22 protein-coding genes and 1 other RNA gene are annotated in these 25,439 nt (G+C 62.3%); 10 read left to right on the forward strand and 13 right to left on the reverse strand.

Annotated features, from left to right (window positions below; translation table 11 throughout):
• The first annotated feature begins 11 nt into the window (after positions 1 to 11).
• Both ELH03_RS13950 and ELH03_RS13955 read left to right on the forward strand, forming a co-directional pair.
• Positions 12 to 305, forward strand: a complete 294-nt coding sequence (locus tag ELH03_RS13950; RefSeq protein WP_128401628.1) for a BrnT family toxin — start codon at positions 12 to 14, stop codon at positions 303 to 305.
• Positions 283 to 570 carry a BrnA antitoxin family protein gene (locus ELH03_RS13955; protein WP_128401629.1) on the forward strand — a complete coding sequence of 96 codons (288 nt, stop codon included), beginning with the start codon at positions 283 to 285 and terminating at the stop codon, positions 568 to 570. Before ELH03_RS13950 ends, ELH03_RS13955 begins: the two co-directional genes overlap by 23 nt.
• Positions 571 to 585: 15 nt before the next feature.
• On the opposite strand, the gene ELH03_RS13960 is transcribed toward ELH03_RS13955, so the two are convergent.
• From ELH03_RS13960 to ELH03_RS13980, 5 genes are all read right to left on the reverse strand, one after another.
• The gene (locus ELH03_RS13960; protein ID WP_128401630.1) at positions 586 to 2,316 is read right to left on the reverse strand and encodes a Do family serine endopeptidase; all 1,731 of its coding nucleotides are present in this window, start codon (positions 2,314 to 2,316) and stop codon (positions 586 to 588) included.
• A 197-nt stretch (positions 2,317 to 2,513) separates the two neighbouring features.
• Positions 2,514 to 3,470, reverse strand: a complete 957-nt coding sequence (gene hflC / locus ELH03_RS13965; RefSeq protein ID WP_128401631.1) for a protease modulator HflC — start codon at positions 3,468 to 3,470, stop codon at positions 2,514 to 2,516.
• A 3-nt stretch (positions 3,471 to 3,473) separates the two neighbouring features.
• Positions 3,474 to 4,556, reverse strand: coding sequence for an FtsH protease activity modulator HflK (hflK, locus tag ELH03_RS13970; protein ID WP_128401632.1), 1,083 nt, complete (start codon positions 4,554 to 4,556; stop codon positions 3,474 to 3,476).
• A gap of 148 nt (positions 4,557 to 4,704) precedes the next feature.
• Positions 4,705 to 5,223 (reverse strand): dihydrofolate reductase, encoded by a 519-nt coding sequence (locus tag ELH03_RS13975; RefSeq protein ID WP_128401633.1) that lies wholly within the window; start codon positions 5,221 to 5,223, stop codon positions 4,705 to 4,707.
• A 13-nt stretch (positions 5,224 to 5,236) separates the two neighbouring features.
• Complete coding sequence (locus tag ELH03_RS13980) at positions 5,237 to 6,031, reverse strand: thymidylate synthase (RefSeq protein ID WP_128401634.1); 795 nt, start codon at positions 6,029 to 6,031, stop codon at positions 5,237 to 5,239.
• Positions 6,032 to 6,142: 111 nt separating this feature from the next.
• On the opposite strand from ELH03_RS13980, the gene ssrA reads away from it, so the two are divergent.
• The 4 genes from ssrA to ELH03_RS14005 all read left to right on the forward strand — a co-directional run bounded on the left by ssrA (position 6,143) and on the right by ELH03_RS14005 (position 7,777).
• Positions 6,143 to 6,505, forward strand: a transfer-messenger RNA (tmRNA) gene (gene ssrA, locus ELH03_RS13985).
• Between the two features lie 127 nt (positions 6,506 to 6,632).
• Positions 6,633 to 7,148 carry an SspB family protein gene (locus ELH03_RS13990; RefSeq protein ID WP_128401635.1) on the forward strand — a complete coding sequence of 172 codons (516 nt, stop codon included), beginning with the start codon at positions 6,633 to 6,635 and terminating at the stop codon, positions 7,146 to 7,148.
• Between the two features lie 50 nt (positions 7,149 to 7,198).
• On the forward strand, positions 7,199 to 7,393 hold the full coding sequence (locus ELH03_RS13995) for a DUF4169 family protein (protein WP_128401636.1): 195 nt from the start codon (positions 7,199 to 7,201) through the stop codon (positions 7,391 to 7,393).
• Between the two features lie 159 nt (positions 7,394 to 7,552).
• Positions 7,553 to 7,777, forward strand: a complete 225-nt coding sequence (locus ELH03_RS14005; protein ID WP_128401638.1) for a ribbon-helix-helix domain-containing protein — start codon at positions 7,553 to 7,555, stop codon at positions 7,775 to 7,777.
• Positions 7,778 to 7,882: 105 nt separating this feature from the next.
• Here ELH03_RS14005 and ELH03_RS14010 read toward each other — a convergent pair whose 3' ends face one another.
• The 3 genes from ELH03_RS14010 to ELH03_RS14020 form a co-directional block, all read right to left on the reverse strand.
• Positions 7,883 to 11,593: an AsmA family protein gene (locus tag ELH03_RS14010; protein WP_130766428.1), complete on the reverse strand. Its 3,711-nt coding sequence runs from the start codon at positions 11,591 to 11,593 to the stop codon at positions 7,883 to 7,885.
• 202 nt (positions 11,594 to 11,795) lie between these two features.
• Positions 11,796 to 13,208: an FAD-binding oxidoreductase gene (locus tag ELH03_RS14015; RefSeq protein ID WP_128401640.1), complete on the reverse strand. Its 1,413-nt coding sequence runs from the start codon at positions 13,206 to 13,208 to the stop codon at positions 11,796 to 11,798.
• 162 nt (positions 13,209 to 13,370) lie between these two features.
• A complete protein-coding gene (locus ELH03_RS14020) occupies positions 13,371 to 14,405 on the reverse strand; it encodes an aldo/keto reductase (protein WP_130766429.1) in 1,035 nt (344 codons plus the stop codon).
• A gap of 92 nt (positions 14,406 to 14,497) precedes the next feature.
• Between ELH03_RS14020 and ELH03_RS14025 the strand changes: the two genes are divergently transcribed.
• Both ELH03_RS14025 and ELH03_RS14030 read left to right on the forward strand, forming a co-directional pair.
• Positions 14,498 to 15,400, forward strand: a complete 903-nt coding sequence (locus ELH03_RS14025; protein ID WP_128401642.1) for a LysR family transcriptional regulator — start codon at positions 14,498 to 14,500, stop codon at positions 15,398 to 15,400.
• A 256-nt stretch (positions 15,401 to 15,656) separates the two neighbouring features.
• Entirely contained in the window at positions 15,657 to 16,751 is a 1,095-nt protein-coding gene (locus ELH03_RS14030) for an AbrB family transcriptional regulator (protein WP_128410999.1), read from the forward strand.
• Between the two features lie 59 nt (positions 16,752 to 16,810).
• On the opposite strand, the gene ELH03_RS14035 is transcribed toward ELH03_RS14030, so the two are convergent.
• On the reverse strand, positions 16,811 to 17,725 hold the full coding sequence (locus ELH03_RS14035; protein WP_130659114.1) for an AraC family transcriptional regulator: 915 nt from the start codon (positions 17,723 to 17,725) through the stop codon (positions 16,811 to 16,813).
• A 45-nt stretch (positions 17,726 to 17,770) separates the two neighbouring features.
• Here ELH03_RS14035 and ELH03_RS14040 point away from each other — a divergent pair, with 45 nt between their 5' ends.
• Positions 17,771 to 18,178, forward strand: coding sequence for a DUF2000 family protein (locus tag ELH03_RS14040; protein ID WP_128411001.1), 408 nt, complete (start codon positions 17,771 to 17,773; stop codon positions 18,176 to 18,178).
• A 137-nt stretch (positions 18,179 to 18,315) separates the two neighbouring features.
• The gene (locus ELH03_RS14045) at positions 18,316 to 18,615 is read left to right on the forward strand and encodes a hypothetical protein (RefSeq protein WP_245504879.1); all 300 of its coding nucleotides are present in this window, start codon (positions 18,316 to 18,318) and stop codon (positions 18,613 to 18,615) included.
• An 85-nt stretch (positions 18,616 to 18,700) separates the two neighbouring features.
• On the opposite strand, the gene ELH03_RS14050 is transcribed toward ELH03_RS14045, so the two are convergent.
• The 4 genes from ELH03_RS14050 to ELH03_RS14065 all read right to left on the reverse strand — a co-directional run bounded on the left by ELH03_RS14050 (position 18,701) and on the right by ELH03_RS14065 (position 25,370).
• Complete coding sequence (locus ELH03_RS14050; RefSeq protein ID WP_128400039.1) at positions 18,701 to 19,366, reverse strand: YiaD family glycine zipper/OmpA-like lipoprotein; 666 nt, start codon at positions 19,364 to 19,366, stop codon at positions 18,701 to 18,703.
• Positions 19,367 to 19,615: 249 nt separating this feature from the next.
• Positions 19,616 to 20,614 carry a flagellin N-terminal helical domain-containing protein gene (locus ELH03_RS14055; protein WP_128400040.1) on the reverse strand — a complete coding sequence of 333 codons (999 nt, stop codon included), beginning with the start codon at positions 20,612 to 20,614 and terminating at the stop codon, positions 19,616 to 19,618.
• 374 nt (positions 20,615 to 20,988) lie between these two features.
• The gene (locus ELH03_RS14060; protein WP_128400041.1) at positions 20,989 to 24,144 is read right to left on the reverse strand and encodes an efflux RND transporter permease subunit; all 3,156 of its coding nucleotides are present in this window, start codon (positions 24,142 to 24,144) and stop codon (positions 20,989 to 20,991) included.
• Positions 24,141 to 25,370 carry an efflux RND transporter periplasmic adaptor subunit gene (locus ELH03_RS14065; protein ID WP_130806687.1) on the reverse strand — a complete coding sequence of 410 codons (1,230 nt, stop codon included), beginning with the start codon at positions 25,368 to 25,370 and terminating at the stop codon, positions 24,141 to 24,143. The genes ELH03_RS14060 and ELH03_RS14065 overlap by 4 nt, the downstream gene beginning before the upstream one ends.
• Positions 25,371 to 25,439: the final 69 nt, after the last annotated feature.

Consider the following 25,439-nt stretch of genomic DNA (forward strand, 5'->3'; position numbering starts at 1 on the left):
TTGGATAGCACATGCCGCGGTTTCAATGGAACGACGAGAAAAACCGAATCAACAAGGCCAAGCATAGCGTATCCTTCGAGACGGCGTGCCTGATCTGGAATGATCCGCAGTATCTTCTCATTCCGGACGCGGTCTATGACGGCGAACAAAGATGGCTGGCGATCGGCACCGTGGGTTTGGTGACTGTACTGGTTGCCGTCCATGTCATCCACGATGCCGAGGATGGAGAGACCATTCGAGTGATCAGCGCTCGAAAGGCGACATCGCACGAGAGAAGACGATATGAGCAATGGACCCTTGACTGACGCACAGCTCGCCGAACTCCAGGCACTGGAGAAGCTTTCCAACAAGGATATTGACACCGGCGACATTCCTGAGATCACCAACGAACAGTGGCGCCTTGCCCGCAAGGGCAATTTGTACCGGCCGCTGAAGCAATCGGTGACCATCCGCGTAGACGCCGATATCCTAGACTGGTTCAAGAGCCATGCGGGCGGTCGCGGCTACCAGACGGATATCAATGCCGCGCTGCGCACCCACGTCGCCAGGCATCAAAAAGGGAGCGGCTGACCGCTTCTTTTTCGCTTATTCCATCGGCACAGCCACGAACCGCAGATCGCCATTCGCCGATGCGATCATCAGCTGGGCGTTGCGGCGGCCTTCCTGTTTCAGCGCCTGCACCTTGGCGGCGACCGCATCCGGTGACTTCATGAACTCCTGCGCCACCTCGACGATCACGTCGCCGGGCTTCAGTCCCTTTTCGGCCGAGGCGGATCCAGGCGTCACCTCTGTCACGACGACGCCGTCGACGCTCTCGGCGATGCCGAAGGCCTTGCGCGTCTCGGCGCTCAACAGCGACAGCGACAGCCCGAGCACGTTCTTCGGCGTTGCCGCATCCGGCGACACCTGGCCCTTATGCTGGTCGGGTGCATCAGGTGCGGGCTGGGCCTGATCGCCGGTGTCAGGCTGGTCCATGTCGTTGTTCTCGCCGGGGTCCGGGGTGATCACGCCGTCATCCTGCGAACCATCGGGCGCCGCATCGTCGGATGCCGCCGCCTGGTCGCTGTCCTCAAGCCGGCCAAGCTTCACCTTGACGGTCTGCTCCTTGCCGTCGCGCAGCACGACCACGTCGACTTCCTTGCCGACCGTGCTTTCCGCCACGACACGCGGCAGGTCGCGCATTTCGCTGACGGTCTTGCCGTCGAATTTCAAAATGACGTCACCCGCCTTGATCGAGCCGTCATCAACCGGTCCACCCTTGATGACGCCGGCGACCAGCGCGCCCTTTGCTGTGTCGAGCCCGAGGCTGTCGGCGATATCGTCGGTCACCGGCTGGATGCGCACCCCGAGCCAGCCGCGCCGCGTCTCGCCATATTCGCGCAACTGGTCGACGACGCCGGAAGCAAGCTCCGACGGCACCGAGAAGCCGATGCCGATCGAGCCGCCGCTCGGCGAAATGATCGCCGTGTTGATGCCGATCACTTCGCCCTTCATGTTGAAGAGCGGGCCGCCGGAATTGCCCTTGTTGATCGCCGCATCCGTCTGGATGAAGTTGTCGTAGGGGCCGGCATTGATGTTGCGGCCGCGCCCGGAAATGATGCCGACCGTCACCGAACCGCCGAAGCCGAACGGATTGCCGATCGCCATCACCCAGTCGCCGATGCGCATCGTGCTGGAATCGCCGAATTTCACGGATTTCAGCGGTGCCTTCGGCTCGACCTTCAGCACCGAAAGATCGGTCTTCGTATCGGTGCCGATCAGCTTCGCCTTGAGCTTCGAACCATTGGCGAAATTGATCTCGATGTCGTCGGCGCCCTCGATCACATGGTTATTGGTGACGATATAGCCGGCCGGATCGATAACGAAGCCGGAGCCGAGCGAGCTGACATTGTGGTTGCCGCCCTTGTTGCCCTGCTGCTTGTTGAAGAAATCGTTGAAGAATTCCTGGAAAGGCGAGCCGTCGGGCGCGCGCGGCGCCGGGCCTGCGCCCTCGTCGTCCTTCACATTCTGCGAGGTCGAGATGTTGACCACCGCGTCGAGCAGCCCCTCGGCAAGGTCGGCGACCGAAGCCGGGCCGTTATTGGGCACGATGGCCTGTGTCGGGGCGGCCTGCTGCGGTGCGGCGGGTGCGGCAGGCGTAGGAGCGGGAGCAGCCGGCACAGGAGTAGCCGGAGCGGGCGCGGCAACCCCGGGCGCTGTCGTCTCAGGCGCGGTTTGGGCGTAGGCGACCCCGTTCATGCCGGCATGCGCAAGAATTGCAGCGCTGGCCATAAGCGCGAGCGTTCGTCTGAAGGGCGAGCGAATCGTGGGGGCCATCAAGCTTCCTCATAAGGGGTACATGCGCACATTGAGCACCAGCATAAGGCGGAATGATGGAGGGCGAAATCACCTTTTCGCGAAATCCCCGTGCAATGTGACGTGGCCTCGCAAAAGCCAAATTATCTCGACCATTCCACGAAAAAAGGGCCGGCACTCGGGCCGGCCCTTCCATGATTGTCGGGGTATCCCCCGCTTCAATTCGTCGGCTGGGCAGGTGCCCCAGGCGCTGCCGGAGCGGGTACTGCCGGGCTTGCTGGCGACGACTGCAGGGTGCCGGCGGCATTGTCGAAATAGCGGAAGAATTCCGAATTCGGCGACAGTACCAGCGTCGTGTCCTGCGACGAGAGAGCGGAGGAATAAGCCGCCATCGAGCGATAGAACTCGAAGAAGGCTGGATCCTTGCTGAAGACTTCGGCGAAGACGCGGTTGCGCTCCGCATCGCCCCGGCCTCGAAGGATTTCCGCATCGCGCTGGGCGCCTGCGGTGAACTCGACGACCTGACGGTCGGCGACGGCCCGCCGCCGCTGGCCTTCCTCATTACCCTCCGCACGGATACGCTCCGCCTCGGCAAGACGTTCCGACCGCATGGCATTATAGGTGTTGGGTGCAACCTCCGGCGAAAGGTCGGTGCGCCGGATGCGAACGTCGTCTATATGCAGGCCGAGATTTTCGGCATCTGTGCGCAGGTCGTCGCGAATCTCCAGCATCATCGCGACACGCTCTTCCGAGAGCGCGGCATTGTAGTCACGCAGACCGTAGACGCGGCGAAGCGATGAATCGAGCTGGGCTCTCAACCGCGCTTCCGCGGCTTCGCGATCGCCCGATACCGTTTCGCGGAAACGGCGGACATCCGAGATGTTGTAGATCACGAAGGCATCGACGTCGAAGGTCTGACCGTCCTGAACCTGAACCCGGATATTGTCGAGATCGAGCCTCAGCGCCTGCTTTTCGACCAGCTGAACGCGGTCGGCATCCATGAAGCCGAAGGGCAGCTTGAAATAAATGCCCGGCTCGGTCTTGACCGACTGGATCTGGCCGAAACGGACGACGATGGCTTGCTCACGTGCATTCACCACGAAGATGGACGAATAGAGCCCGACCAAAACGATGGCGAGGATGAGGAGAATGATGGGAAGTCTGTTCGATGTCATGACTTAACCTCCCTGCTGCGCCGGCTTGCCGAGCTCATTGAGCGGCAGGTAGGGCAGGACGCCCTGCTTCTCGTCGATGATGACCTTCCGGGAGTTCTTCAGCACCTGCTCCATCGTTTCGAGGTACAACCGCTTGCGGGTCACATCGGGCGCCTTGGAATATTCGTCGTTGATCGCCGTGAAGCGCTGCGCTTCACCTTCGGCCTCCTTCACCACACGGTCTGTGTAGGCGGCTGCATCTTCACGGATTCTGGCCGCATCGCCTCGCGCCTGACCAAGCTTCTGGTTGGTGTAGCGATTGGCCTCTTCAATGGTGCTGTCGCGGTCACGGCCGGCACGTTGCACTTCTTCGAAAGCATCGGCAACTTCCCGCGGAGGCGCCACGTTCTGGATCGTCACGCCCGTCACGGTCACGCCTGCGCCATAGCGGTTCATCGTATCCTGCAGGATATTGAGCACATCCACTTCGATCGGCTGGCGATTGCTGCGGAAGGCATCCTGCGCCGGACGCCGGCCGACGATTTCACGCATGGCACTGTCGGAAACCTGCTGCAGCGTCTCCGCCGGATTTTCGACGTTGAAGAGATAGGCCTTGGGATCGCTAACGGTGTAGAAGACAGCGAACTGCACGTTGATGACGCTCTTGTCGCTGGACAGCATCAGGCCGTTCGAAGACGACGCCGAAGTCGCCCCGATGTTCAACTGCTGTACGGTCACCTTGACCGTCTCCACCGTCTCCATCGGCCAGAGATGGAAATGCAGACCCGGCATGGATATCTCTTCCTTCGGCTTGCCGAACCGCAGTTCGACGCCGCGTTCGTCCGGCTGCACGACGTAGATGCATTGGATCAGCCAGAAGACGGCGACGATCGCCAAGACGATCACCGCTACGCCGCCGTTGAAGCCGCCGGGAATGATGTTGCGCAGCTGGTCCTGGCCGCGCCGGATGATATCTTCCAGATCAGGCGGTCCGCCCTTGCCGCCGCCACCGCGCGGCCGGTTCGGCCCCTGTCCCCATGGTCCCTGATTATTACCGCCGCCGCCGCCCCAAGGGCCGCCGCCGCCATTCTGATTGCTCCAGGGCATCAAAACCTCGTTGTTCGTTAAGTCTCCACGCATCCGAAACCGTGGGGGCTGACCGGCGGACGCGTTGGTGACCGTTATAGGTATCGCCGCACTGGCTTTCAACGCAGCGTGAGAAACTTGGTCAATTTAATTGGAAAATAGTTCATTTTCAGGCGTGTCGGCGTTCGTAGACGACGAAGCGCGTGGGATAGCTGTCCTTTTCGCCGGCCGGCACCGCAATCGCCTCCCCCGCCTGCCAGATATCGGGATCGATCACGGGAAACGACGCGTCTCCATCGAGATCGGCCTCGACATGCGTGATGCACATCCGGTCGGCAAGACCGATCGCCTGGGCATAGACCTGCCCGCCGCCCAGAATGCAGATCTCGTCGACGCCGGTTTCGAGCGCCAGCCTTTCGGCCGCCATCATCGCCTCGGGCAGCGAATGGGCCATGGAGACATCAGGATGGTCTATCGCCGCCTGCCGCGAGATGACGACGTTCGGCCGTCCCGGCAGCGGCTTGCCGATCGAATCGTAGGTCTTGCGGCCCATCACCACAGGCTTGCCCAATGTCAGCGCCTTGAAGCGTTTGAGATCGCTCGAAAGCCGCCACGGCATGTCGCCGTCACGGCCGATAATGCCGTTGCGGGCAACGGCGGCGATAATGGTCCTGCGTATGTCGGCCATGGAATATCCTGGATCAGACGGCGATCGGCGCCTTGATGCTGGCATCGGCCTCGTAGCCGATCAGCTCGAAATCGTCGAAGGTGAAGCCGAAAATGTCCTTCACCTCAGGATTGATGCGCATGAACGGCAGCGGCTTCGGCCGGCGTGCAAGCTGCAGCTTCGCCTGGTCGAAATGGTTGTGATAGAGATGGGCGTCGCCGAGCGTGTGGACGAAATCGCCAGGCTTCAGTCCGGTCACCTGAGCCACCATCATCGTCAGTAGCGCATAAGAAGCGATATTGAACGGCACGCCGAGGAAGATATCGGCCGAGCGCTGGTAGAGCTGGCAGGAAAGCTTGCCGTCGGCCACATAGAACTGGAACAGGCAATGGCAGGGCGGCAGCGCCATTTCGTCCACTTCGGCCGGATTCCAGGCCGAGACGATGTGGCGGCGCGAATTCGGATTATTGACGACGCCTTTGACGAGATTGGCGATCTGGTCGATATGGCTGCCGTCGGGCGCTGGCCAGGAGCGCCACTGGGCGCCGTAGACCGGTCCGAGATCGCCGTTTTCATCGGCCCATTCGTCCCAGATCGAAACGCCGTTCTCCTTGAGATAGCGGATATTCGTCTCGCCCTTCAGGAACCAGAGAAGCTCGTGGATGATCGAGCGCAGATGCAGCTTCTTCGTGGTGAGGACGGGGAAGCCCTCTTCGAGGTCGAAGCGCATCTGGTAGCCGAAGACCGAGCGTGTGCCGGTGCCGGTGCGGTCGCCCCGGTCGGAGCCCTTTTCCATCACATGGTTCAGGAGATCGAGATATTGCTTCATGTCGCGCTGATTCCGTTTTGGCTAATTTAAGCCTTCGATATCGGGAAACCAATCACCGTCGGGCATTTTCCCAATGTTTCTGATGGGCCGCATAACGCTTTTATGACGTTTGCCCTTTCCTTGTGCTGAGGAAACCACTATATCAGCCATGCCGGCTTTCGGGCCGGCTATGGCGATAAATGAGCGGTGTAATAAACCTATTGGACCCGGGGGCGGTACCCGGCGCCTCCACCAAAAACCGGCGGTCTCGAAGGCCGGCTTTTGATGGGGGCGAAACAGGATCGACAAGGGTGTAAAGATCGTCTTTTTGCTCGGCATTGTACCGCCGTTATCGGGCTAAAATTGTAGTTGCAAACGACAACTATGCGGAAGCTCGTCTCGCTGCTTAATCGCGGTGTGACACTTCAATCAAAGTCCTAGTGGTTCGCACCTCTAGGCGGGGTCCGAAGGCACCTGGCAACAGAAGCCTTCACCTTCTCCCTGCCGCCGAAATCATGTATGCTGCTTAAAAACGTGACTCGGCTCCGGTCTTTCCCAAGGCGCCCGGACGTGGCATACAACCTTGTGAAAAGACTCCGAACCGACGAAAGACAGGAAAAGCATGGGGCAGGATCATATCCGCTACGACATTCTGGCACAGGATGCACTTCGCGGCGTCATCCGCAAGGTATTGGCGGAAGTCGCAGCCACGGGCCGCCTGCCCGGTGATCATCACTTCTTCATCACCTTCCTCACGGGCGCGACCGGTGTGCGCATCTCCCAACACCTGAAGTCGAAATACCCCGAGCAGATGACCATCGTCATCCAGCACCAGTTCTGGGACATGAAGATCACCGAGACGCATTTCGAGATCGGTCTTTCCTTCTCGGACGTTCCGGAAAAGCTGGTCATCCCATTCAATGCGATCCGTGGTTTCTACGATCCCTCCGTCAACTTCGAGCTCGAATTCGACGTGCCTCTCGCCGATGGCGAGGAATTGCCGTCCGGTGAAATCACCGCCTATCCGTTGGATGCAGCGGGAAAGGCCGATGACGCCGCGAGCGCAAAACCCGCCGACGGCGAGGAGAAAAAACCGGGCTCCGTCGTCTCGCTCGACTCCTTCCGCAAGAAACAGTGATTTGAAGGGAGGCTGAGCCTCCCTTTTTCATAGGGAATTCAGGCAAACGCATGAGCGCCGAAATCATCAATCTGCGCCAGTTCCGCAAGAAGCAGGCTCGCTCCGAAAAGGAGAAGCAGGCCGAACAGAACCGCATCTCCTTCGGCCGCGCCAAGGCAGAAAAGCAACTGACCCGCAGCCTGAACGACAAGGCCGACAAGGCCCATCGCGACGGCCGGATCGAGACCGATGACGACGGCGCGTGAGGGTTTCACGCAAAGCTTGAAAAGCCGGAATGGATTCTGCGATCAGCCACTTGCGCGGTTTCCTTGAATCGATCTGCCAACCCACGCATGATTTGACAAAACGTCCTGAGCGCGTCCTCGCGGACGCGCGGCGCTCTAACCGGGATGTGAAGGCGCTCCATGATCCGCAAGCATTCGGCGACATTGCACGGCCATCGCACCAGTTTCTCGCTTGAAGACGAATTCTGGACCGAGCTGAAGATGATTGCCGCAGGCCGTTCGATACCGCTCGCCGCCCTGATCTCCGAAATCGACGACCACCGCCCGCCGGACAGCAACCTGTCCTCGGCGCTGCGCTTGCATGTGCTTTCCTGGCTGAAGGCTGGTGGCGACCGCCAGCCGTGAGCCGGGTCTGAAGCATGCTGCACAAAACCGTGGGGCGATTTGGGGAGAAAAATCAATGAAAACAAAGATCTGAAGCGCCTTGCATGAATCAAATTCTATGCAATCTCACTGCGCCTGAACGCCCGGCAACTGGTCAAAATTGAGTGGACCCGGCTGTACTTGCCCGCTGCGCCGTGCCGCTTCCGCCTCGGCGGCAGCCCTCGCCTGCGCATCCGCCTTCGCTTTGGCTTCCGCCGCGCGTGCAGCCTCTGCCTCGGCAGCAGCCTTCTCAGCGGCTGCTTGCTGCGCCAGTGCACGCAGCCGCTCTTCCTCCGCCTGCCGTTGTTTCTCGATCTCAGCCGCCTTGATGCGCTCGGCGTCGTTGAACCGGTAGAGCGCCACCTCGCGGCGCAGCCGCTGTTTTTCGAGCACGATCGCCTGCAGCCGCTCGACCCGCCGGCGCTCGCGCTCGAAGGCACGCAGCGACAGATAGCTGGTGATATCGGTCACATCCATCGTCTTGCCGGGTGACGGCAGCATGCCGGAAAAATTCAGCCTGAGCGCCGGTTCCGCGCCGGAAAGCGCTTCGCTGCCCGGATTGAATCCGACACCCAGCGTCGCGCTGACCCGCTCTTCCGGCAGCGCTATCTGCGCATCGGCGGTGATGCGGGCGAGATCGTTGGCGACGGTGACATTCTGCACCCTCAGCGTCCCGTCGGTGATATTGTAGGGGACGCCGAGCGGCGGCAGCTTCGCCTCGCCGTTGCTGAGCAGCGTTTCGATAATCGGATGCACCTTGCCGGCATTGATCTGCTCCTGCATCGTATCGGTCGCGGCAAGCAGCGGCGGAAGGATGGCAAGGTTCAGCCCGCGTATGCTGGTATCGCCGAGCCTCAGTTCGCCCGAGCCATTGAGCGAGCTGGCGATCTCGCCGATCGTCTTGCCCGAGGCCTCCATCGACAGCGACAATCCGAACTTGCCGTTGGCGATAGGCGCACCGTCACGCAGCCAGACGACGCCGGCAAGATCGGAATCGGCAAGCGCAAGCTTCGTCTGCAGGAAGCCGGTGCCGTTGGCATTGGTGAAGAGCAGGTTGCCGGAAAGCTTTCCGCCGTCCCAGTTGCCGGCCATATCGTTGAGCTGCAGCTCGTCGCCCTTGTAGGCGACGTTGCTGGTGAAGTCCGACACCGCCGTTTCCGGCAGGCCCGCCCAGAACTGCTTGGCCGTCAGCTTCACGTTGACGTCGAGATCCTTGAAGATGGGCAGCCCCAGCGGCGCCGTCGTCAACTGACCGTTGGCGGGATCGACGATCTGGCCGAACACCGCCTCGCCGAGCCAGCCGGCATCGGCCTTGGCGAGCGTCAGCCCACCGCTCGCGGTCGTCTTCGCGGCTTTCCGGTCGAAGGTCAGCGCACCTGAAAATTCGTTGTCGGCCGCATGTCCCTTGAGATCCGAAAAGACGATCTTGTCGCTGTCGACGGCGGCATTGACCTGCAGGCCGAACGGCAGCCCAGTTCCGGTCTGCGGCAGGGCGATGCCGTTCATGATGAGATAGGGGTCGATATCGGCGCTGTCCAGCGAAAGCCCGATCTGGCCGTTCATGAAAGTCTCCGGCCGGACATCGACCTTGCCGTTGGCGGTGAACGAGGTCCGGTCGGTGGCAAAGGTCAGCGCCGCATCGGCGGGATCATTACCCGATGCCTTCACCTTCAGCGTCAAGCGGCCGTTGGCCCCGACATCGACCGGCAGCGGGTCGAGCCCGGCCTGGCCGAACAGGATGGACGGCACGGCGTTTTCGAGCGTCGCCTCAAGGCTCGTCGTGCCGTTGCCGGTCAGCGCCAAGAGGTCGGACATGCGGTAATCGAGATTGACGCGGCTGCCGTTCGAGACACCGGCAAGCGTCACCGTCAGCGCGTTGCCCTCGTCGCCGCCGAGCGTCAGCGCGCCGCGAAGCGCCGTATTGCCGTACCATCCGGCATTGCGCATCAGCCGGTCGAGTACCGGGTGATGCGGCAGGTGCTCGCGCAGCATGGTGAAGAAGCCGCCGGGATCGGCCGATTTGAAGGTGATTTCACCCGCGCCCTTGTAGTCGAGCAATGAGCCTTCCGCCCTGCCCGTCGCCGTCAGCTCTGCGCCTGCGATATTCTTGATCGCCAGCCGGTCGACGGCAAGCGCCCCATCGGCGATCGTAAAGGTGGTCTCGACATTCTCGGCACTGACGCCGAAGGCGGTGAACTTGTCGGCCTTGAGCTGGGCGGCGATCTTGTGGTCGAGCACGTTGTCGCCGGCATCCTGGCCGGTCATGAGCCCGCTCAGCGCCTGCAGCGCGTCGAGATCGAGCGTATCGCCGTTCAGCGCCACCGACAGCGTCGGCGTCTTGCCGGAAATCGCCTGGCGCTCCAGCCGGCCCTTCAGCGTCGCCGGTCCGATGGCAATCTCGAGATTTTCAAAACGCTGCAATTCATGCGTCAGGCTGACATTGGCGGAAAAGCCCGCCTGCCGCAATTGCCGGATGGCCGGATCGACCGAGCCGGCAAGCCAGGAGGCAAGCCCCGTCGGCTGGCTGGAGGCCACCACGATCTGGCCGTTGAACGAGGCCTCACCCTGAAGCAGGAGCTTCCCCTTGCCTTCCACCTGCGTGCGCCCCGGCAGCGTGCCGGTGGCGCTGTCGATCATCCAGCCGGTGCCGGCCGGTTCGAGCTCCAGCTGCACGTCACGCAACGTCGTATCACCGGCGACGATCGCCGGCAGCTTGACGCTCGCTTTGCCCGGCACCTGCGGGATCGGCACCTGCCCGACAATATCGATCAGCGAATTCAGCCGTTGGCGCGCCGAAACAGCCGGATCCCGCGTCGTCTTGCCTGCTGTGCCCTGATTGCCGATACGGTTGACGTCGATCTGCTGCCCGTCGGCGGTCAGCAGGAATTCCGGTGAATTGCCGGTATCGAGCGTCGCCTCGCCGGTTATGACATAGGGATCGTCGGTCGGGCCGATCTCCATCCGGTATTCGGGAATGCGGATGCGTTCATTGGTGAGCTCGAAGCGGCCCTTGACGCGCGGCGGCTGCTCTTTCTTGTTGGCGGGCTTGGCGCTGTTGCCGGTCTCGATCGCTGCCGAAAGCTGGCCCTGATAATTCGGCTTGCTGTCGACGAGCTTCAACTCACCGTCGAGATCGACGCTGACAGGGTGCTTGTCCGGCGAAAGCCTCGTGCGCATGCGCAGCACGCCCTTCTCGTCCGGCTGGCTGCTCGAGATCGAGAAGCCGCCGTGCTCGCCGTCAAGCGCAGCGTCACCCTCGATGCGCCAGGGGCCGGCCAGCGACTTTGCCGACATTTCCGCATTGAGGCCGGTGATGCGACGCGAGCGGCCCGACTGGTCGTCGATGAATTCGACCTCGCCACCGCTGATATGCACGTTTTCGAGAACGACGGTCCTTGCCGGTATTTCCGCGCGGCTGCCGCGCATCCAATCGAGCGTGCCGTCCTTGAGCAATCTCAAACGCACCTTCGGATTGACGATGCGCATGTCGAAGATCAGCGCTTCGCCCGACAGGAAAGGTGCAAGCTCCGCATCCATGGAGAACTGCTCGACCTTGACGATCGGCGTGCCGTCCGCTTCCTGGCCGACGCGCACATCATGCAGCGTCACCGATGGAAACGGCAGCAGGCGAGCATCCACCGTGCCGTAGACGGTGACTTTCTTGCCGATGATGCGGCTTGCCTGATCCTCGAAATTCTTGCGGAAATCCGTCCAGTCGATGAACAGCGGCGCAAGCAGCGCCACAAACAGCACTACGACGATCACTCCCCCCAGAAAGACGAGGAACCGGCCTACCAATGCAAAGCGTCTCCATTCGGGATTCTGTTGCCGACACTAGAGCATGATGCCGAAAAGTGTGAGCGGTTTTCGGACGACATCATGCTCTAACTCTCTATTTGAGAACAGGATTCAGATTTCAGGTTGAGCCGGCCCAACATCATCCTGTTCTAGCGCTATTCATGCCGGGGGCAAGGCCCAAGTTCATGAGAATATTCCGTTTTCAGCCATGGTGGAAAATCTTGCCGGGATTGAAGATATCGTCCGGATCGAGCGCCTGTTTCACCTGTCGCATCAGATCCACCGCGCCGCCGAGCTCCTGTTCCAGAAACGCCATCTTGCCCTGCCCGATCCCGTGTTCGCCGGTGCATGTCCCGTCCAGGTCGAGCGCCCGCTGGTTGAGTCGCTGCACGAAGCTCTCAGCCCTGGCGATGTCTTCGGCACTTCTGTCGTCGAACAACAGCAGCACATGGAAGTTCCCGTCGCCGGCATGACCGACGATCGGCCCCAACAGCCCGTGCTCCTCGATATCCGCCTGCGTTTCGGAAACACAATCGGCGAGCCTCGATATCGGAACACAAACATCGGTCGAAAGTGCGGCAAGCCCAGGCGCCAGCGCCCTTGCGGCCCAATAGGCGTCGTGGCGCGCCTTCCAGAGCTTCGTCCGTTCCTCGGCATTGGCGGTCCACAGGAATTCGCCGCCGCCGCATTCCGCCGCGATCTCGGCAAAGGCTGCCGATTGCAACGGCACCGTCTCGTCGGTGCCGTGGAATTCGAGGAACAGCGTCGGGCTTTCGGCATAGGAGAGCTTGGAATAGGCGTTGCAGGCCCGCATCTGTACCGTGTCGAGCAGCTCGATGCGTGCCACCGGAATGCCCATCTGGATCGTCATGATGACGGCATCGCAAGCGGCCTTGATGCTCGGAAAGGCACAGGCCCCTCCGGCGATCTTCTGCGGAATCGCCTGCAAGCGCAGCGTCACCGAGGTCAGGATGCCGAGCGTGCCCTCGGCGCCGACGAAGAGCCGCGTCAGGTCGTAGCCCGCCGAGGATTTGCGGGCGCGCCGGGCCGTGCGGATCTCCTCGCCATTGGCGGTGACCGCGGTGACGGCAAGCACATTGTCCTTCATCGTTCCGTAGCGCACGGCATTGGTGCCGGAGGCCCGCGTCGAGGCCATGCCGCCGATCGAGGCATTGGCGCCGGGATCGATCGGGAAGAACAGGCCGGTATCGCGCAGGTGGATGTTCAGCGCCTCGCGTGTCACACCCGGTTCGACGGTGCAGTCGAGATCTTCGGGATTGACCTCGAGCACCCGGTTCATGCGGCTGAAATCGATCGAAATACCGCCATTGGCGGCATTGACCTGGCCCTCCAGCGAGGTGCCGACACCGAAGCCGATCACCGGCACCTTGTGGGTCGCACACGCCCTGACCGCCACCTTCACGTCCTCGGCGCTCTCGGCGAAGAGCACACCATCCGGCAGCTGCGGCGGGATGTAAGTGGTCGTATGGGCATGCTGTTCGCGGAAGGACTGGCCAGTCTGAAAACGCTCGCCGAAGCTCTGCTTGAGAATACCAAGCACCGCGGCAATTCCCGCCTCGTTGCGTGTGCCCGCCTTCGCGTCCTTCAGCGCCATCCCTTTGATCTCCCTGCCATTCCGCAGAAACCATATCGTGTTCCGCAGGTCAGGCTGGGTATGCGGCAAGTCAAAGCGGCTGTCCAGTTAAGATTGGCAGAAGATTTCATTCCCCTTTTGTTATAGGCCGGTTGCTATAGCCAAGTCCGCCGCCCTCGCACCTCAGACAATCGGCGGATTGAGCCGCGCAAAACCCTCCTGCCTGCGATAGGGAAAATAGGGATAGGGCGCCGTGACAGCGCTGACCGCGTCGAGCCTTTCGATCTGCTCCCTCGAGAGACTCCAGCCGACCGCGCCGAGGTTCTGCCGGAGCTGTTCCTCGTTGCGGGCGCCGATGATGACGCTCGATACCGTCGGCCGGCCGAGCAGCCAGTTGATGGCGATCTGCGGCACCGTCCGGCCGGTCTCACTTGCGATGGCGTCCAGGACCTCGACGATGTCGAACAGCTTCTCGTCGTCGACGGGCGGGCCGTATTGCGCCGTCTCGTGCAGCCGGCTTGCATTGGGCAGCGGCTGGCCGCGGCGGATCTTGCCGGTCAGCCGGCCCCAGGCAAGCGGGCTCCAGACGAGGGCGCCCACACCCTGGTCGGCGCCAAGCGGCATCAGCTCCCATTCGTAGTCGCGCCCCGCCAGAGAATAATAGACCTGATGGGCGACATATCGCGGATGGCCGCGGCGCTCGGCGGCGGCGAGCGATTTCATCAGTTCCCAGCCGGCAAAATTAGAAACGCCGACATAGCGGATCTTGCCTGCCGCAACGAGCCCGTCGAGCGTCGACAGCACCTCCTCGACCGGCGTCGAGGCATCGAAGGCGTGAAGCTGCAGGAGGTCGATATAATCGGTCCCGAGCCGGCGCAGCGCATCCTCGGTCGCGCGGACCAGCCGCGCCCGCGACGTTCCCCAGTCCTGCGGCCCCTCGCCCATCGGCAGTGCCGTCTTCGTCGAAATCAGCACAGCGTCGCGCCGGCCGCGGATCGCCTGGCCGAGCACCTGTTCGGAGGCGCCGGCTGAATAGACGTCGGCTGTGTCAAAGAGATTGACGCCGGCTTCAAGGCAGATGTCGACGAGCCGCCGCGCTTCCTCGGCATCGGTATTGCCCCAGGCGCCGAACAGCGGGCCACTGCCGCCGAATGTGCCCGCGCCGAAGCTCAAGACCGGCACTCTGAGGCCGGAAGCGCCGAGATTTCGGTAGTCCATGGGTCTGTCTCCTGTATTTCCTATGAGATAGACCTTGGTCGCCCGATGATATAGATTGCCTGAAAGCAAATCATTTGTGACTTGAATTCATCATGAGCCGTCAGGACATCAATCGCTCCGGCGAAATGGAAGTCTTCGTCAGCGTCGTCGAGCGCGGCGGCTTTTCCGCCGCCGCCACGGCTCGGCGCATGACGCCGTCGGCGGTCAGCAAGCTCGTCGCCCGGCTGGAAACACGCCTCGGCGCCCGCCTCGTCAACCGTTCGACCCGCAGGCTGCAACTGACGCCGGAAGGCTGCGCCTTCTATGAGCGCAGCATCACCATCCTTGCCGATATCGCCGAGGCCGAACGTCAGGCCTCGACAGGCGAACAGGCCTCGGGCCGCATACGCATCAACACCAGCGGCTCCTTCGGCAACCACGTGCTGGCGCCGCTCGTGCCTGCCTTCATGGCGCTTCATCCGGCCGTGACGCTGGATGTTTCCCATACCGACAGGATAGTCGACTTGATGGAAGAACGCGCCGATGTCGCGATCCGCGCCGGCCCCTTGAAGAATTCCAGCCTGATCGCCCGCAAGCTCGGCGCCACCAGCAAGATCATCGTCGCGTCGCCGGATTATCTATCGCGCCACGGCGAACCACGCTCGGCCGCCGATCTCCGCCGGCATTGCCGCATCGGCTTTTCCTACGCCCGCGCCGTCGAGGGCTGGCCGCTGCGCGAGGACGGCGAAACGGTGATGATCCCGATCACCCCCGGCGTGCAGGTGGGAGACGGAGAAGCGATGCGCCACCTCGCTTTATCAGGCGCCGGCCTTGCCCGCCTTGCCGCCTTCACCGTGCGCGCCGATATCGATGCCGCGCGCCTGGTGCCGGTGCTCGAAGAGGCCAATCCCGGGGATCTCGAGGAGTTCTACGCCCTCTATATGGGCCAGGGCGGCCAACTGCCGGCGCGTGTACGCGCCCTGCTTGATTTTCTCGCCAGCCATGTACGTTTCTGACGGTACCCCGCCCAAAACCGTGCAACGACTTGGGAGGCGACATACATAAAAACAATGACTTAGAGCGGCAGCATGAATCAAATTCGCATCTTAAGACGCCGAGAAGCCAAATTTCGCAATTGACCGCTCGCCTTCCACCCGCCTATACCGGACCCGCGCCAGCCGGCTCCTGTAGCCGGCCTTTCTTCGTCATGCCGGAGCCCCCTCCCACCTTCAGCCTCAGGGCTTGGCGCCGGCCAGGAAAGACACGGGGATCATGTCACTCAGCGACACAAGCCGCCTGCTGCGGGATGCCGGCCTGCCGAAATGGGCGCTGCTGCTCGCGCTTTCCACAGCTCTCGTCGTCTTCCTCGAGCACTTCGCCCTGCCGGCCTCGCTGCTGATCGGACCGATGGTCGCGGCAATCGCACTGGCGCTGACCGTCGGCAAAGGAAAGCTTCGCGTGCCCTTCTGGCCGCTGCAGTTCGGCCAGGTTCTCGTCGGCCTGATGATGGCGCGCACCATCACCGCTGACATTCTCGGCACCATGGCGAAGGACGCGCCGCTCTTCCTGCTGTTCATCTTCTCGGTCATCGCCATCGCCACCGGTCTCGGCTGGCTGCTGACGCGCTGGCAGGTGCTGCCGGGAACGACGGCGGTCTGGGGCTCCTCGCCGGGCGGCGCCTCCGCCATGGTCATCATGTCGGAAGCCTATGGCGCCGATGGCCGTCTCGTCGCCTTCATGCAGTATCTGCGCGTCGTCTTCGTCGCCGTCGGCGCCTCGGTGATCTCGCGCCTGTGGGTGGCAGCCGACGGCGCCGAGCCGCTGCCGCTTGTCCTCTTTCCCGAGATCGACTGGCCGGCCTTTGCAGCGACGATGGCTTTTGCCGCCTTTTGTGCCTATGGCGTTTGGCGCATGCGCCTCCAGGGCGGCACGATCATCGTGCCGCTCTTTCTCGGCGCCTTGCTGCAGGGCATGGGCCTCCTGAAGATCGAGCTGCCGATGTGGCTGCTCGCCATCGCCTATGCGCTGGTCGGCTGGAGCATCGGCCTGCGTTTCACCCGCTCGATCCTCAAGCACGTGGCGCGCGCCCTGCCGAGGGTATCGGCCTGCATCGTGCTGCTGATGGCGCTCTGCGGCTGCATGGCGGCGGCGCTTCACGTCTTCGCTGGCATAGATCCGCTGACCGCCTATCTCGCCACCAGCCCCGGCGGCGCCGATTCCGTCGCTATCATCGCCGCCTCCAGCGATGTCGACGTGCCCTTCGTCATGGCGATGCAGACCGGCCGTTTCCTGGTGATCCTGATGATCGGCCCGATGCTCGCCCGTTTCATCGCGCGCCGTTCCGGCCTTGCGGAAAATCCCGCCTGATGCACGTCGCCCAAAAGTGCGCAGCGGTTTTGGGATGACGACATGCATAAATCAAAGACTTAAAGCGCGTCGCATGAATCCGGATTGACGCGACGCGCTTTAGAGCACCGCGCGGAGTTATGCGCGAGCGCTGCCCACTGGCCGGGCGTCATGCCGTAGGCCTTCTTGAAATGGCGGTTGAGATGGCTCTGATCGGCAAAGCCGGTCGCCGCCGCCACATCGGAAATCCCTTCGCCCGCGCCGATCATCGCCCTCGCCCGCTGCAGCCGCCGCATTAGGAGGTAGCGATGCGGGCTGGTGGCGAAGGCTGCCCGGAAATGCCGCGACAGCGCGAAACGGTCGAGCCCCGTCACCGCTTCCAGCTCGCCCGAGCGCACTGCCCGGCTCGCATGCGCCTCGAGATAATCTCGCGCCGTCTGCACCTGCCGCCAGGCGACACCGCCGAGCGGCCGGCGCGGCATGCGCGCATGCCGTGAAAGCCCGCCCGTCACCCGTGATACGAAATCGTCGACGAAAAGCTCGTCCAATTCGCGGTCGAGTTCGCCGAGTGCTGCCAGCAGCACGCCCGCCAGCGCGGGATCGCCGATAACGGGTTCATCGACAAAAGGCAGGCCGACCCCATCCGCTTCCAGGCATTCAAGAAGCAGCGATGGCTCCAGATAGAGCATGCGGTACTGCAGCCCGTCCTCGGTTCCCGCCCCGCCGTCATGCTCCTCGTCGGGATGCAGCACGATCACCTGCCCCGGTAGGCTGAAGCGCCGCTCGCCGCGATAGTGAAAGGTCTGAACCCCCTTCAGAGTCACGCCGAGTGCATAGGTATCGTGTCGGTGCGGCTCGAAAGCATTGCCGGAGAACTGCGCCTCGATGCGCTCGATGCCGGGAAAGGCCGGCGCAGCCAGGATGGCGTTGCCGGATGGTCCCGCGCACAAACGTTCAAGACCTTCGAAGACCTGCGGATGTAAATCCTGGTTCAACGCGCCCGATACTCCATAACCCGTAGATAGGTGAAAGACCGTCTGATGTTTGATACCAAAATTGCCGTCGTCCTGCGAAACAATCTTGCCGGCTGGCAGAAGCTGAACGTCACCGCCTTCCTGATGACAGGCATCGCCGGCCGGCATCCGGAGATCATCGGCGAAGCCTATAGGGACCGCGCCGGCAATCTCTACAATCCGCTATCGATCCAGCCGATCATCGTACTCTCTGCCGACGAGGCGACGATGTTAGCCGTTCACCGCCGCGCGCTGGAGCGCGATATCACCAGCTCGCTGTTCATCGAGGAGATGTTTGCAACCGGCCACGACGCAGCCAATCGCGCCGTCTTCGCAGAATTTGCTCCCGAGGACGCGAAGGTGGTCGGCATCGCGCTGCGCGCCGAAAAGAAGATCGTCGACAAGATCACCAAGGGCGCGACGATGCAGCACTGATCAGATGGCGTATCGCCGACCGCCTTGCCCTGTCTACAGCCGGGGAGAGCAACTCATTCATCGACGATCTTGAGTTGAAATCTTTCGGAAAGCGGTAAAAAGTCCCTCCATCGGCGACGGAGGAATCAATAACGGAAGTGGAACTGGCTGTTGTAACGATCCTGACGTGTTCTGTGGGAGGGGCTCTCGGCGCAAAGAATGCCAAGGCTGAAGCCTGGAAAGGCTTCGTCATCATCGCGGTGTCGATGATCGTGACGATGGTCATGTTCACATTGCTGAACGTCGACAACGACGTCGTCGTGAGCCTCGCTAGTATCGTCATCGCGGGCGTCGTCGGCGCGATCTTGAAAATGTCGCCGCGTCAGACTTCTCTCGTAATCATCGGCGGCTTGCTGTTTGCCGTGGTCGCCGCCGTTCTCATCAGCCTCATCAGTTGATCGCCGTCAACTCGAGCGCCTTGACGCTCGGGTCCCATTCGATGGGTGGCCGGGCAAAATGACCCGGCCTTCCCTATTGAATTGATCAGCCCTGCGTGATCGGCGCGATCTGGATCTCGACGCGGCGGTTCTGCGCGCGGCCGGCCTCGCTCGCATTGGAGGCGACGGGTTGCGACGGGCCGAAACCGACGGCGGAGACGCGGCGCTGGTCGATGCCCTGGCCACCGAGATAATCGGCAACCGACAGCGCGCGGCGTTGCGACAGGTCCTGATTGTGCTGCAGGCTGCCGGTCGAATCGGTATGGCCGTTGACGTCGATCAGCGTGCGGTTGAACTTGCGCAGCACGATCGCCACCGAATTCAGCGTCGGATAGAAGCCCGGCTTCACCGCATCCTGGTCGACGTCGAAGGTGATGTTCGAGGGCATGTTGAGGATGATGTTGTCGCCGTTGCGGGTCACCGAAATGCCGGTGCCTTCGAGCTGGGCGCGAAGCTCGGATTCCTGCTGGTCCATGTAATTGCCGATCGCGCCGCCGGCGAGAGCGCCGACGCCTGCGCCGATCAACGCCGCATTGCGCTTGCCGTGACCGCCGCCGCCGACAGCCACGCCGACGAGAGCACCGCCGAGCGCGCCAAGCGCTGCGCCGCCGGCCGTATTGGAAACCTTCTGTTCACCGGTATAGGGATCGGTCGTTGTGCAGGCGCTGAGATAGCTTGCGGCAATAGCTATAAGTACGAATTTCTTGATCATGGACAGGACGGTCTCCGTTCGACTGATCCGAGCAAATGGCAAGGATTGCGGCAAGAAAATGAAGATGTTCTCCTGATACGGCAAATTCGGGCGTCGAAACACAGCCATGTTGCGGGAATGCGCTGATATCACCAGTTTTCGCGGATGACCGCCCCTGCGCCTCCGCGGCAGGAACACGAACTCCGCGGCGGGAAGCGCTTCCTGCCTGCGGAGTTCGATGTCACGCGTTCGGATGAAGAGAGACTGGCCTCAGAAATTCTGGAAGAGCTGCCGCACGGTGTCGTAAGTTGCGTTGGCGATGTTCAGCGATTGCAGGCCGAGCTGCTGCTGCGTTTGCAGCGCCCTGAGCTTGCTGGACTCTTCCTCCATGTCGGCATCGACAAGCCGGCCGATGCCGGCGGTGATGTTGTCGTGCAGTTTCGTGGCGAAGTCGTTCTGCAGGTTGATGCGCTTTTCCAGTGCGCCAAAGGCCGAACCGACCGTCGTCAGCTGCGTCAGTGCTGCATCGACGACGCTGATCATTTCACTGACCTGTCCTTTCGTCGTGGCATCCGAGAGCGAAATCACCACCTGCCCCGTGGTCGTGCCGTTCTTGCTCTGCATCAGCACATAGTTCTGCGAGGCGCCGAGCTCGGTGGCAAAATAGGCCGATGTCAGCACGCCGTATTCGCCCGAACCGGTGGCGCGATCGTCGATCAGGTAGCGCGCGTCCTTGGAGGAGGTGCTCCCGGTCGGCGTCGTGTCGATATGGTAGCTCAGCATGCCGACCGAGATCGTGCCGTCGGCATTGCGGATGAAGGAGGCCGGGATCTGGCGCGGCTGCGTCGGCGTCGCGTCGTTGTTGAGAACCACCCAGTTGTCGCTATTGAAGGTCGCCGCCTCGGAGACGCTGCGCAACTGCTCCTGCAACTGCTTGATCTCTTCGTTGACCTTGTTCTTGTCGATGCCATCTTCGGTCGCGGCAACCAGCTTGGCCTTGATCTCCGAGACGACATCGATGACATTCTGGACGCCGGTATAGGCCGTTCCCATCGTCGCCGCCGCCATACCGAGCGCATCCTGGATTGCTGAAATCGCCTTGTTGTCGGTTCGCGCAGTGGTGGCGACAGACCAGTAGACGGAATTGTCTCTGGCCTCCGCGACGCGCTTGCCGGTGGTGATGTGGTTTTGCGTGACCGCCATATTGCGGTTGATATCGCGCAGCACATGAAGCGCCGCATCCACCGAGACGCGCTGGTAAATACTCACGGAACTAAACTCCAAAAACACAACAGGACGCAAACTGCACAAGAAATGAACCGTCCGCGCGGACTCTCATGTCCGGGGTCGCTGGAATTCCAGCGCGTTGCGGCCTCCAAGAAACGAAGAAGACCAGTCGGTTACTGATAACAATCATTGCCGTTTATGCTTAACAAACGACTAAACTTCAGAAGTAATTTAACTTATTTCGCAAGGTTTCATACACCAAGAGAAACGCCGCCGGATGAAAGCACCGCGCGTCGTTTCAGGCGCGCAAAGGACGCTGCAGCACTTTGAATTGCTGCATAATTTTGTCCTTGAATCGATTCCGATTTACGGAATTGTGCAACAGGTCCGGCAGCCTTCGAAATCGGATGAAAGCCTTATTCGGCGGCCTGCAACTGCTCGTCGTCGGGCGCACTGCGCGGCCGCGTGGCGACCGACATCTCTTCGTGCAGGCGCGCCTCCTCATGGGCGTGCGGCTTGGCGAAGCGGGCAAGCAGCAGATAGGCGACCGGCGTGATGAACAGCGTCACCAGCGTCGCGAATCCGAGGCCACCGACGATCACCCAGCCGAGCGCAACGCGCGCTTCGGCGCCCGCACCATGGGCAAAGACCAGCGGCACGCCGCCGAGGATGGTGGCGATCATCGTCATCATCACGGGGCGAAGGCGTAGCGCGCAGGCCTTCTCGATCGAGGACCGCACATCCTCGCCCCGATCGCGCAACTGATTGGCGAATTCGACGATCAGGATGCCGTTCTTCGCCATGACGCCGACCAGCAGCACCAAGCCGATCTGGCTGTAGATGTTGAGGCTGGAACCGGTGATAACAAGCGCGAAGACGGCGCAGGCAAGACCAAGCGGCACCGTCGACATGATGATCAGCGAGGACAGCACGCTTTCGAACTGCGCGGCCAGCACCAGGAAGATGATGACGATGGCGAAGCCGAAGGTCAGCGCCATGCCACTCGAATTCTCTTCGAGAGTCGCCGCTTCCGCTAGCGGCAGCAAGCGAGAGCCTGGCGGCAGCAGCGGCTCGGCAAGAGCCGTCACTTGGCTGACGGCATCGCCGAGCGATATGCCGTTCCTGAGTCCGGCGGTGATCGCGACGGAGGCAAGCTGCTGCTCGCGGTTGAGCTGCGGCGCGACCGAGCCTTCCTTCATCGTGGCGATGACCGACATTGGCACGATCTTTCCATCACCGGTCTTCAGGAACACGTTCTCGAGGTCGGTCGGATCGTCGATCGGCCGCGTCGTCGAGGTCAGAAGCACGGGATAGGATTCGCCGTCGACGAAGACGTCGACCACCGAACGCCCTTCGAGCAGCGACTGGATTGCCGTCGAAAGTCCGGTTATGTCGATGCCGAGATCCGAGGCGCGCTCGCGGTCGATCGCCACCGACACCTGCGCCTGGCTGGGCTCGTTGGTCAGGCGCGGTGTATCATATTGGCCAGTGGCCTCGAGCGCCTGAACCAGCTTGGCGGCCGCCGCCGTCAGCGCCTCGTGATCATTGCCGATCAGCGCCATTTGCAGACCACTGCCGGCACCGCGGATGCGAAGGCTGTTCGATGAGATAGCATTGCCGCGCAGAGCCGGCACCCTGGAGGCCGCCTGGTTGATATCGCCGACAATTTCCGTCTGCGTTCTGTCACGCTCTCCCCAGGGAGCAAGCGTCAGCACCATGAAGCCGCTGTTCAGTGAACCGCCCTGGCCGGAAATCGAGAAGATGTTGCGGATGTCGCCGCTGTCGACCAGCGGCTGCAGATATTCCTCGACGAGCTGCATCTTGTCGCGGGTATATTCGAGGCTCGATCCCTGCGGCGTCGTCAGCCGCATCATCACCATCGACCGGTCCTCTTCGGGCGTCAGCTCGCTCTTGACCGTCGAGAAGGCGATGAGCGCCGCGCCGGCAAAGATCACCGAGAACAGGATGACCACGAAGGGCGCGTTGAGACAGCCGTGCAGAGCCCATTTGTAGAGACTGGCAAGCGCCCCGCCGATGCGGCCGAGCGCGCCGTGATCTTCGAGCATCGGCTTCGTCAGCATGCGCGAGGCAAGCATTGGACACAGCGTCAGCGCCACGATCGACGACAGCCCGACCGAGAAGGCAAGCACGAAGCCGAATTCGCGGAAGAGTCCACCGACCTGTCCCGGCAGGAAGGAGAGCGGAATGAACACCGCCGCCAACGTCGCCGTCGTGGCGATCACGGCAAAGAACACCTCACGCGTGCCGAGCACCGCGGCCGCGCGCGGCCCCATGCCTTCTGCGCGCCGGCGCACGATATTTTCGAGCACCACGATCGCATCGTCGACGACGAGGCCGGTCGCCAGCACGATCGCGAGCAGCGTCAGGATGTTGATCGAGAAGCCGACCATATAGATCGCCGCCAGCGTGCCGATCAGCGCCACCGGCATGCTGACCGCCGGGATCAACGTCGCCCGCCAATCGCGCAGGAAGAGATAGATGACGGCGGTAACGATGACGGCGGCGAGCACCAGCGCCAGTACCACCTCGTGGATCGCGCCCTGGATGAAGACGGCGTCGTCGCTGGTGATGGCGATCGTCGTGCCCTCGGGCAGCGTCTTGGACAGCTGGTCGACGGCGGCCTTGATGCCGGTCGAGATGTTCAGCGTATTCGACTGCGCCTGGCGGATGATGCCGAGGCCGATGCCCGGCTTGCCGTTGGAGCGTAGCGCCGTTTCGCCGTCGCGTGGTCCAAGCATCACCGTCGCGACGTCGCCGAGCCTGACGCGGTCCTGCAGGATGACGTTGGAAAAATCCGCCGGCGTCTGCAGGTTGGCGGTGGCGCGCACCACTATATCCTGTGTATTGCTCTTCAGCGAGCCGGCCGGCACGTCGAGTGCGGCATTGTCGAGCGCCTTCGTCAGGTCGCCGATGGTCAGCCCGCGGCTGGCGAGCGCGCCCTGGTCGACGTCAACGCGGAAGACCTTCTCCTGGTCGCCATATTCCTCGACGTCGGCAACCCCGTCGACTGAGGCGAGGCGATCGATCACCTCGTTTTCGACGAGCTGCGTCAGGTCGTCCATGTTGAGCTTGGTGGAGGTGACGGCAAGGCGCATGATCGCCGAGGAATCCGAATCCGCCTTGACGATCTGCGGCGCATCCGCCTCATCCGGCAGGTTCTGGGTGATGCGGCCGATCGCGTCGCGCACGTCGTTGGCGGCAACCGCAAGATCGATCGCATCCGAGAATTCCAGCGTCACTCGGCTCTGACCGAAGGACGACGTCGAGGAGATCGACTTCAGGCCGCTGACGCGCGCGACGGCGCCCTCGATCACCTTGGTCAGCTCCTGGTCGATCGTCTGCGGCGATGCGCCGTCGAAGGTGGTGCGCACGGTGACGACGGGGCGGTCGACATCCGGCAGTTCGCGCACCTCGACGCCGACATAGGCGGCAAGGCCGGCGACGACCATCAGCGTGTTGAACACCAGCGCCAGGATCGGCCGGCGAACGAAAAGTGCGGTGAAGCTTTGCTTGCCCGAGGCCCTGTCCTGATGAATCTCGGTCACGCTCATTGGGTAGCGACCTCCGCAGTCGCGGCGACATCGGCGCTCACACGCACCGCCCCGCCCTCACGCACACGCTGCAGACCCTGCGTCACGATCTTGTCGCCGTCCTTGATGTCGGCTTTGACGAGCACGAAATCCGGGTTGCGCTGCACGATGCTGACCCGCACCTTGCGCGACTTGTCGTCATTGACCTGCCAGACGAAAGACCCTTGTGAATCCCACTGCACGGAGACCGGATCGACCGCCGGATATTTGTCACCGGCAAATTTCATGCTGACGTTGAAGGACATGCCGGCGCGCAGTTCATCCGAACTGTTGTCGATCTTGGCCCGCAGGCGAAGCGTACGGCTTGCCGCGTCGATACGGTTGTCGACGGCTTCGACCACGCCCGAAAAGACCTGTCCCGGCCGTGCCACCGACATCGCCTCGACCGATTGACCGACCGACACAGTATTGGCGAAACGCTCCGGCACCCAATAATCGACGAGGATTTCCGAACGGTCGTCAAGCGTGACGATCGGGATGCTCGTCGTGACGTTGTCGCCGATATTGACCGGCACGATGCCGACGATGCCGTCGATCGGCGCGGTGATGTTGCGCCGTGCGAGATTGAGTTCGGCGGCCTGCAGTTGCAGCCGCGCGCCCTGCTCGGCAATCTCGGAATCGAAGACGTCCATGCGCGACACGCTGGACTTGATATTGTGATAGAGATTGGACTTCTCGACGGCGGCCTTGACCGCCACATCCGCCTGGCCGCGGGCGATCACCTGCTCCTCGCTGTCGAGCTTGGCAAGCACCTGCCCGGCCTTCACCCTGTCGCCCGACTTGATGAGGATTTCGCGGATCGTGCCCGATGCCTGCGGCGTGACCGCCACCGAGCGGATCGCGTCACCCGTGCCGATGGCGTTCAGCCGGTCGTTGACGACGCCCTGGACGACAGCCTGCGTCGCGACGAGAATGGCGCTGTTGCGCCCGCCGCCATTGCGGCGGTTCTGCCCCTGCCCCTGCCCCTGCCCCTGCCCTTGTCCGTCGCCGCGCTGCTGCCCTTGCGCCCGGGCGGGAGCGTCGGCATCCGCCGTCTCCTCAGCCTTCGGCGCGATCTTGGAAACGATGCTGTCTGGAATACCTGCATCGCGCATCGTATCGCCGGCGCCGGGCACAAAGAAAGCCCACGCGGCAAAGCCGGCAATAATGACGATGAGCGACAGTATAAACTGCTTCCAAAAGGCCATTCACGTCTCCAGAGGGACTCGAGGTTGGACCAGGGTCGGTCGAAAGAGGCGCTGCGGGATCGAGATTCC

The organism is Rhizobium beringeri, assembly GCF_004306515.1.
GTDB lineage: Bacteria > Pseudomonadota > Alphaproteobacteria > Rhizobiales > Rhizobiaceae > Rhizobium > Rhizobium beringeri.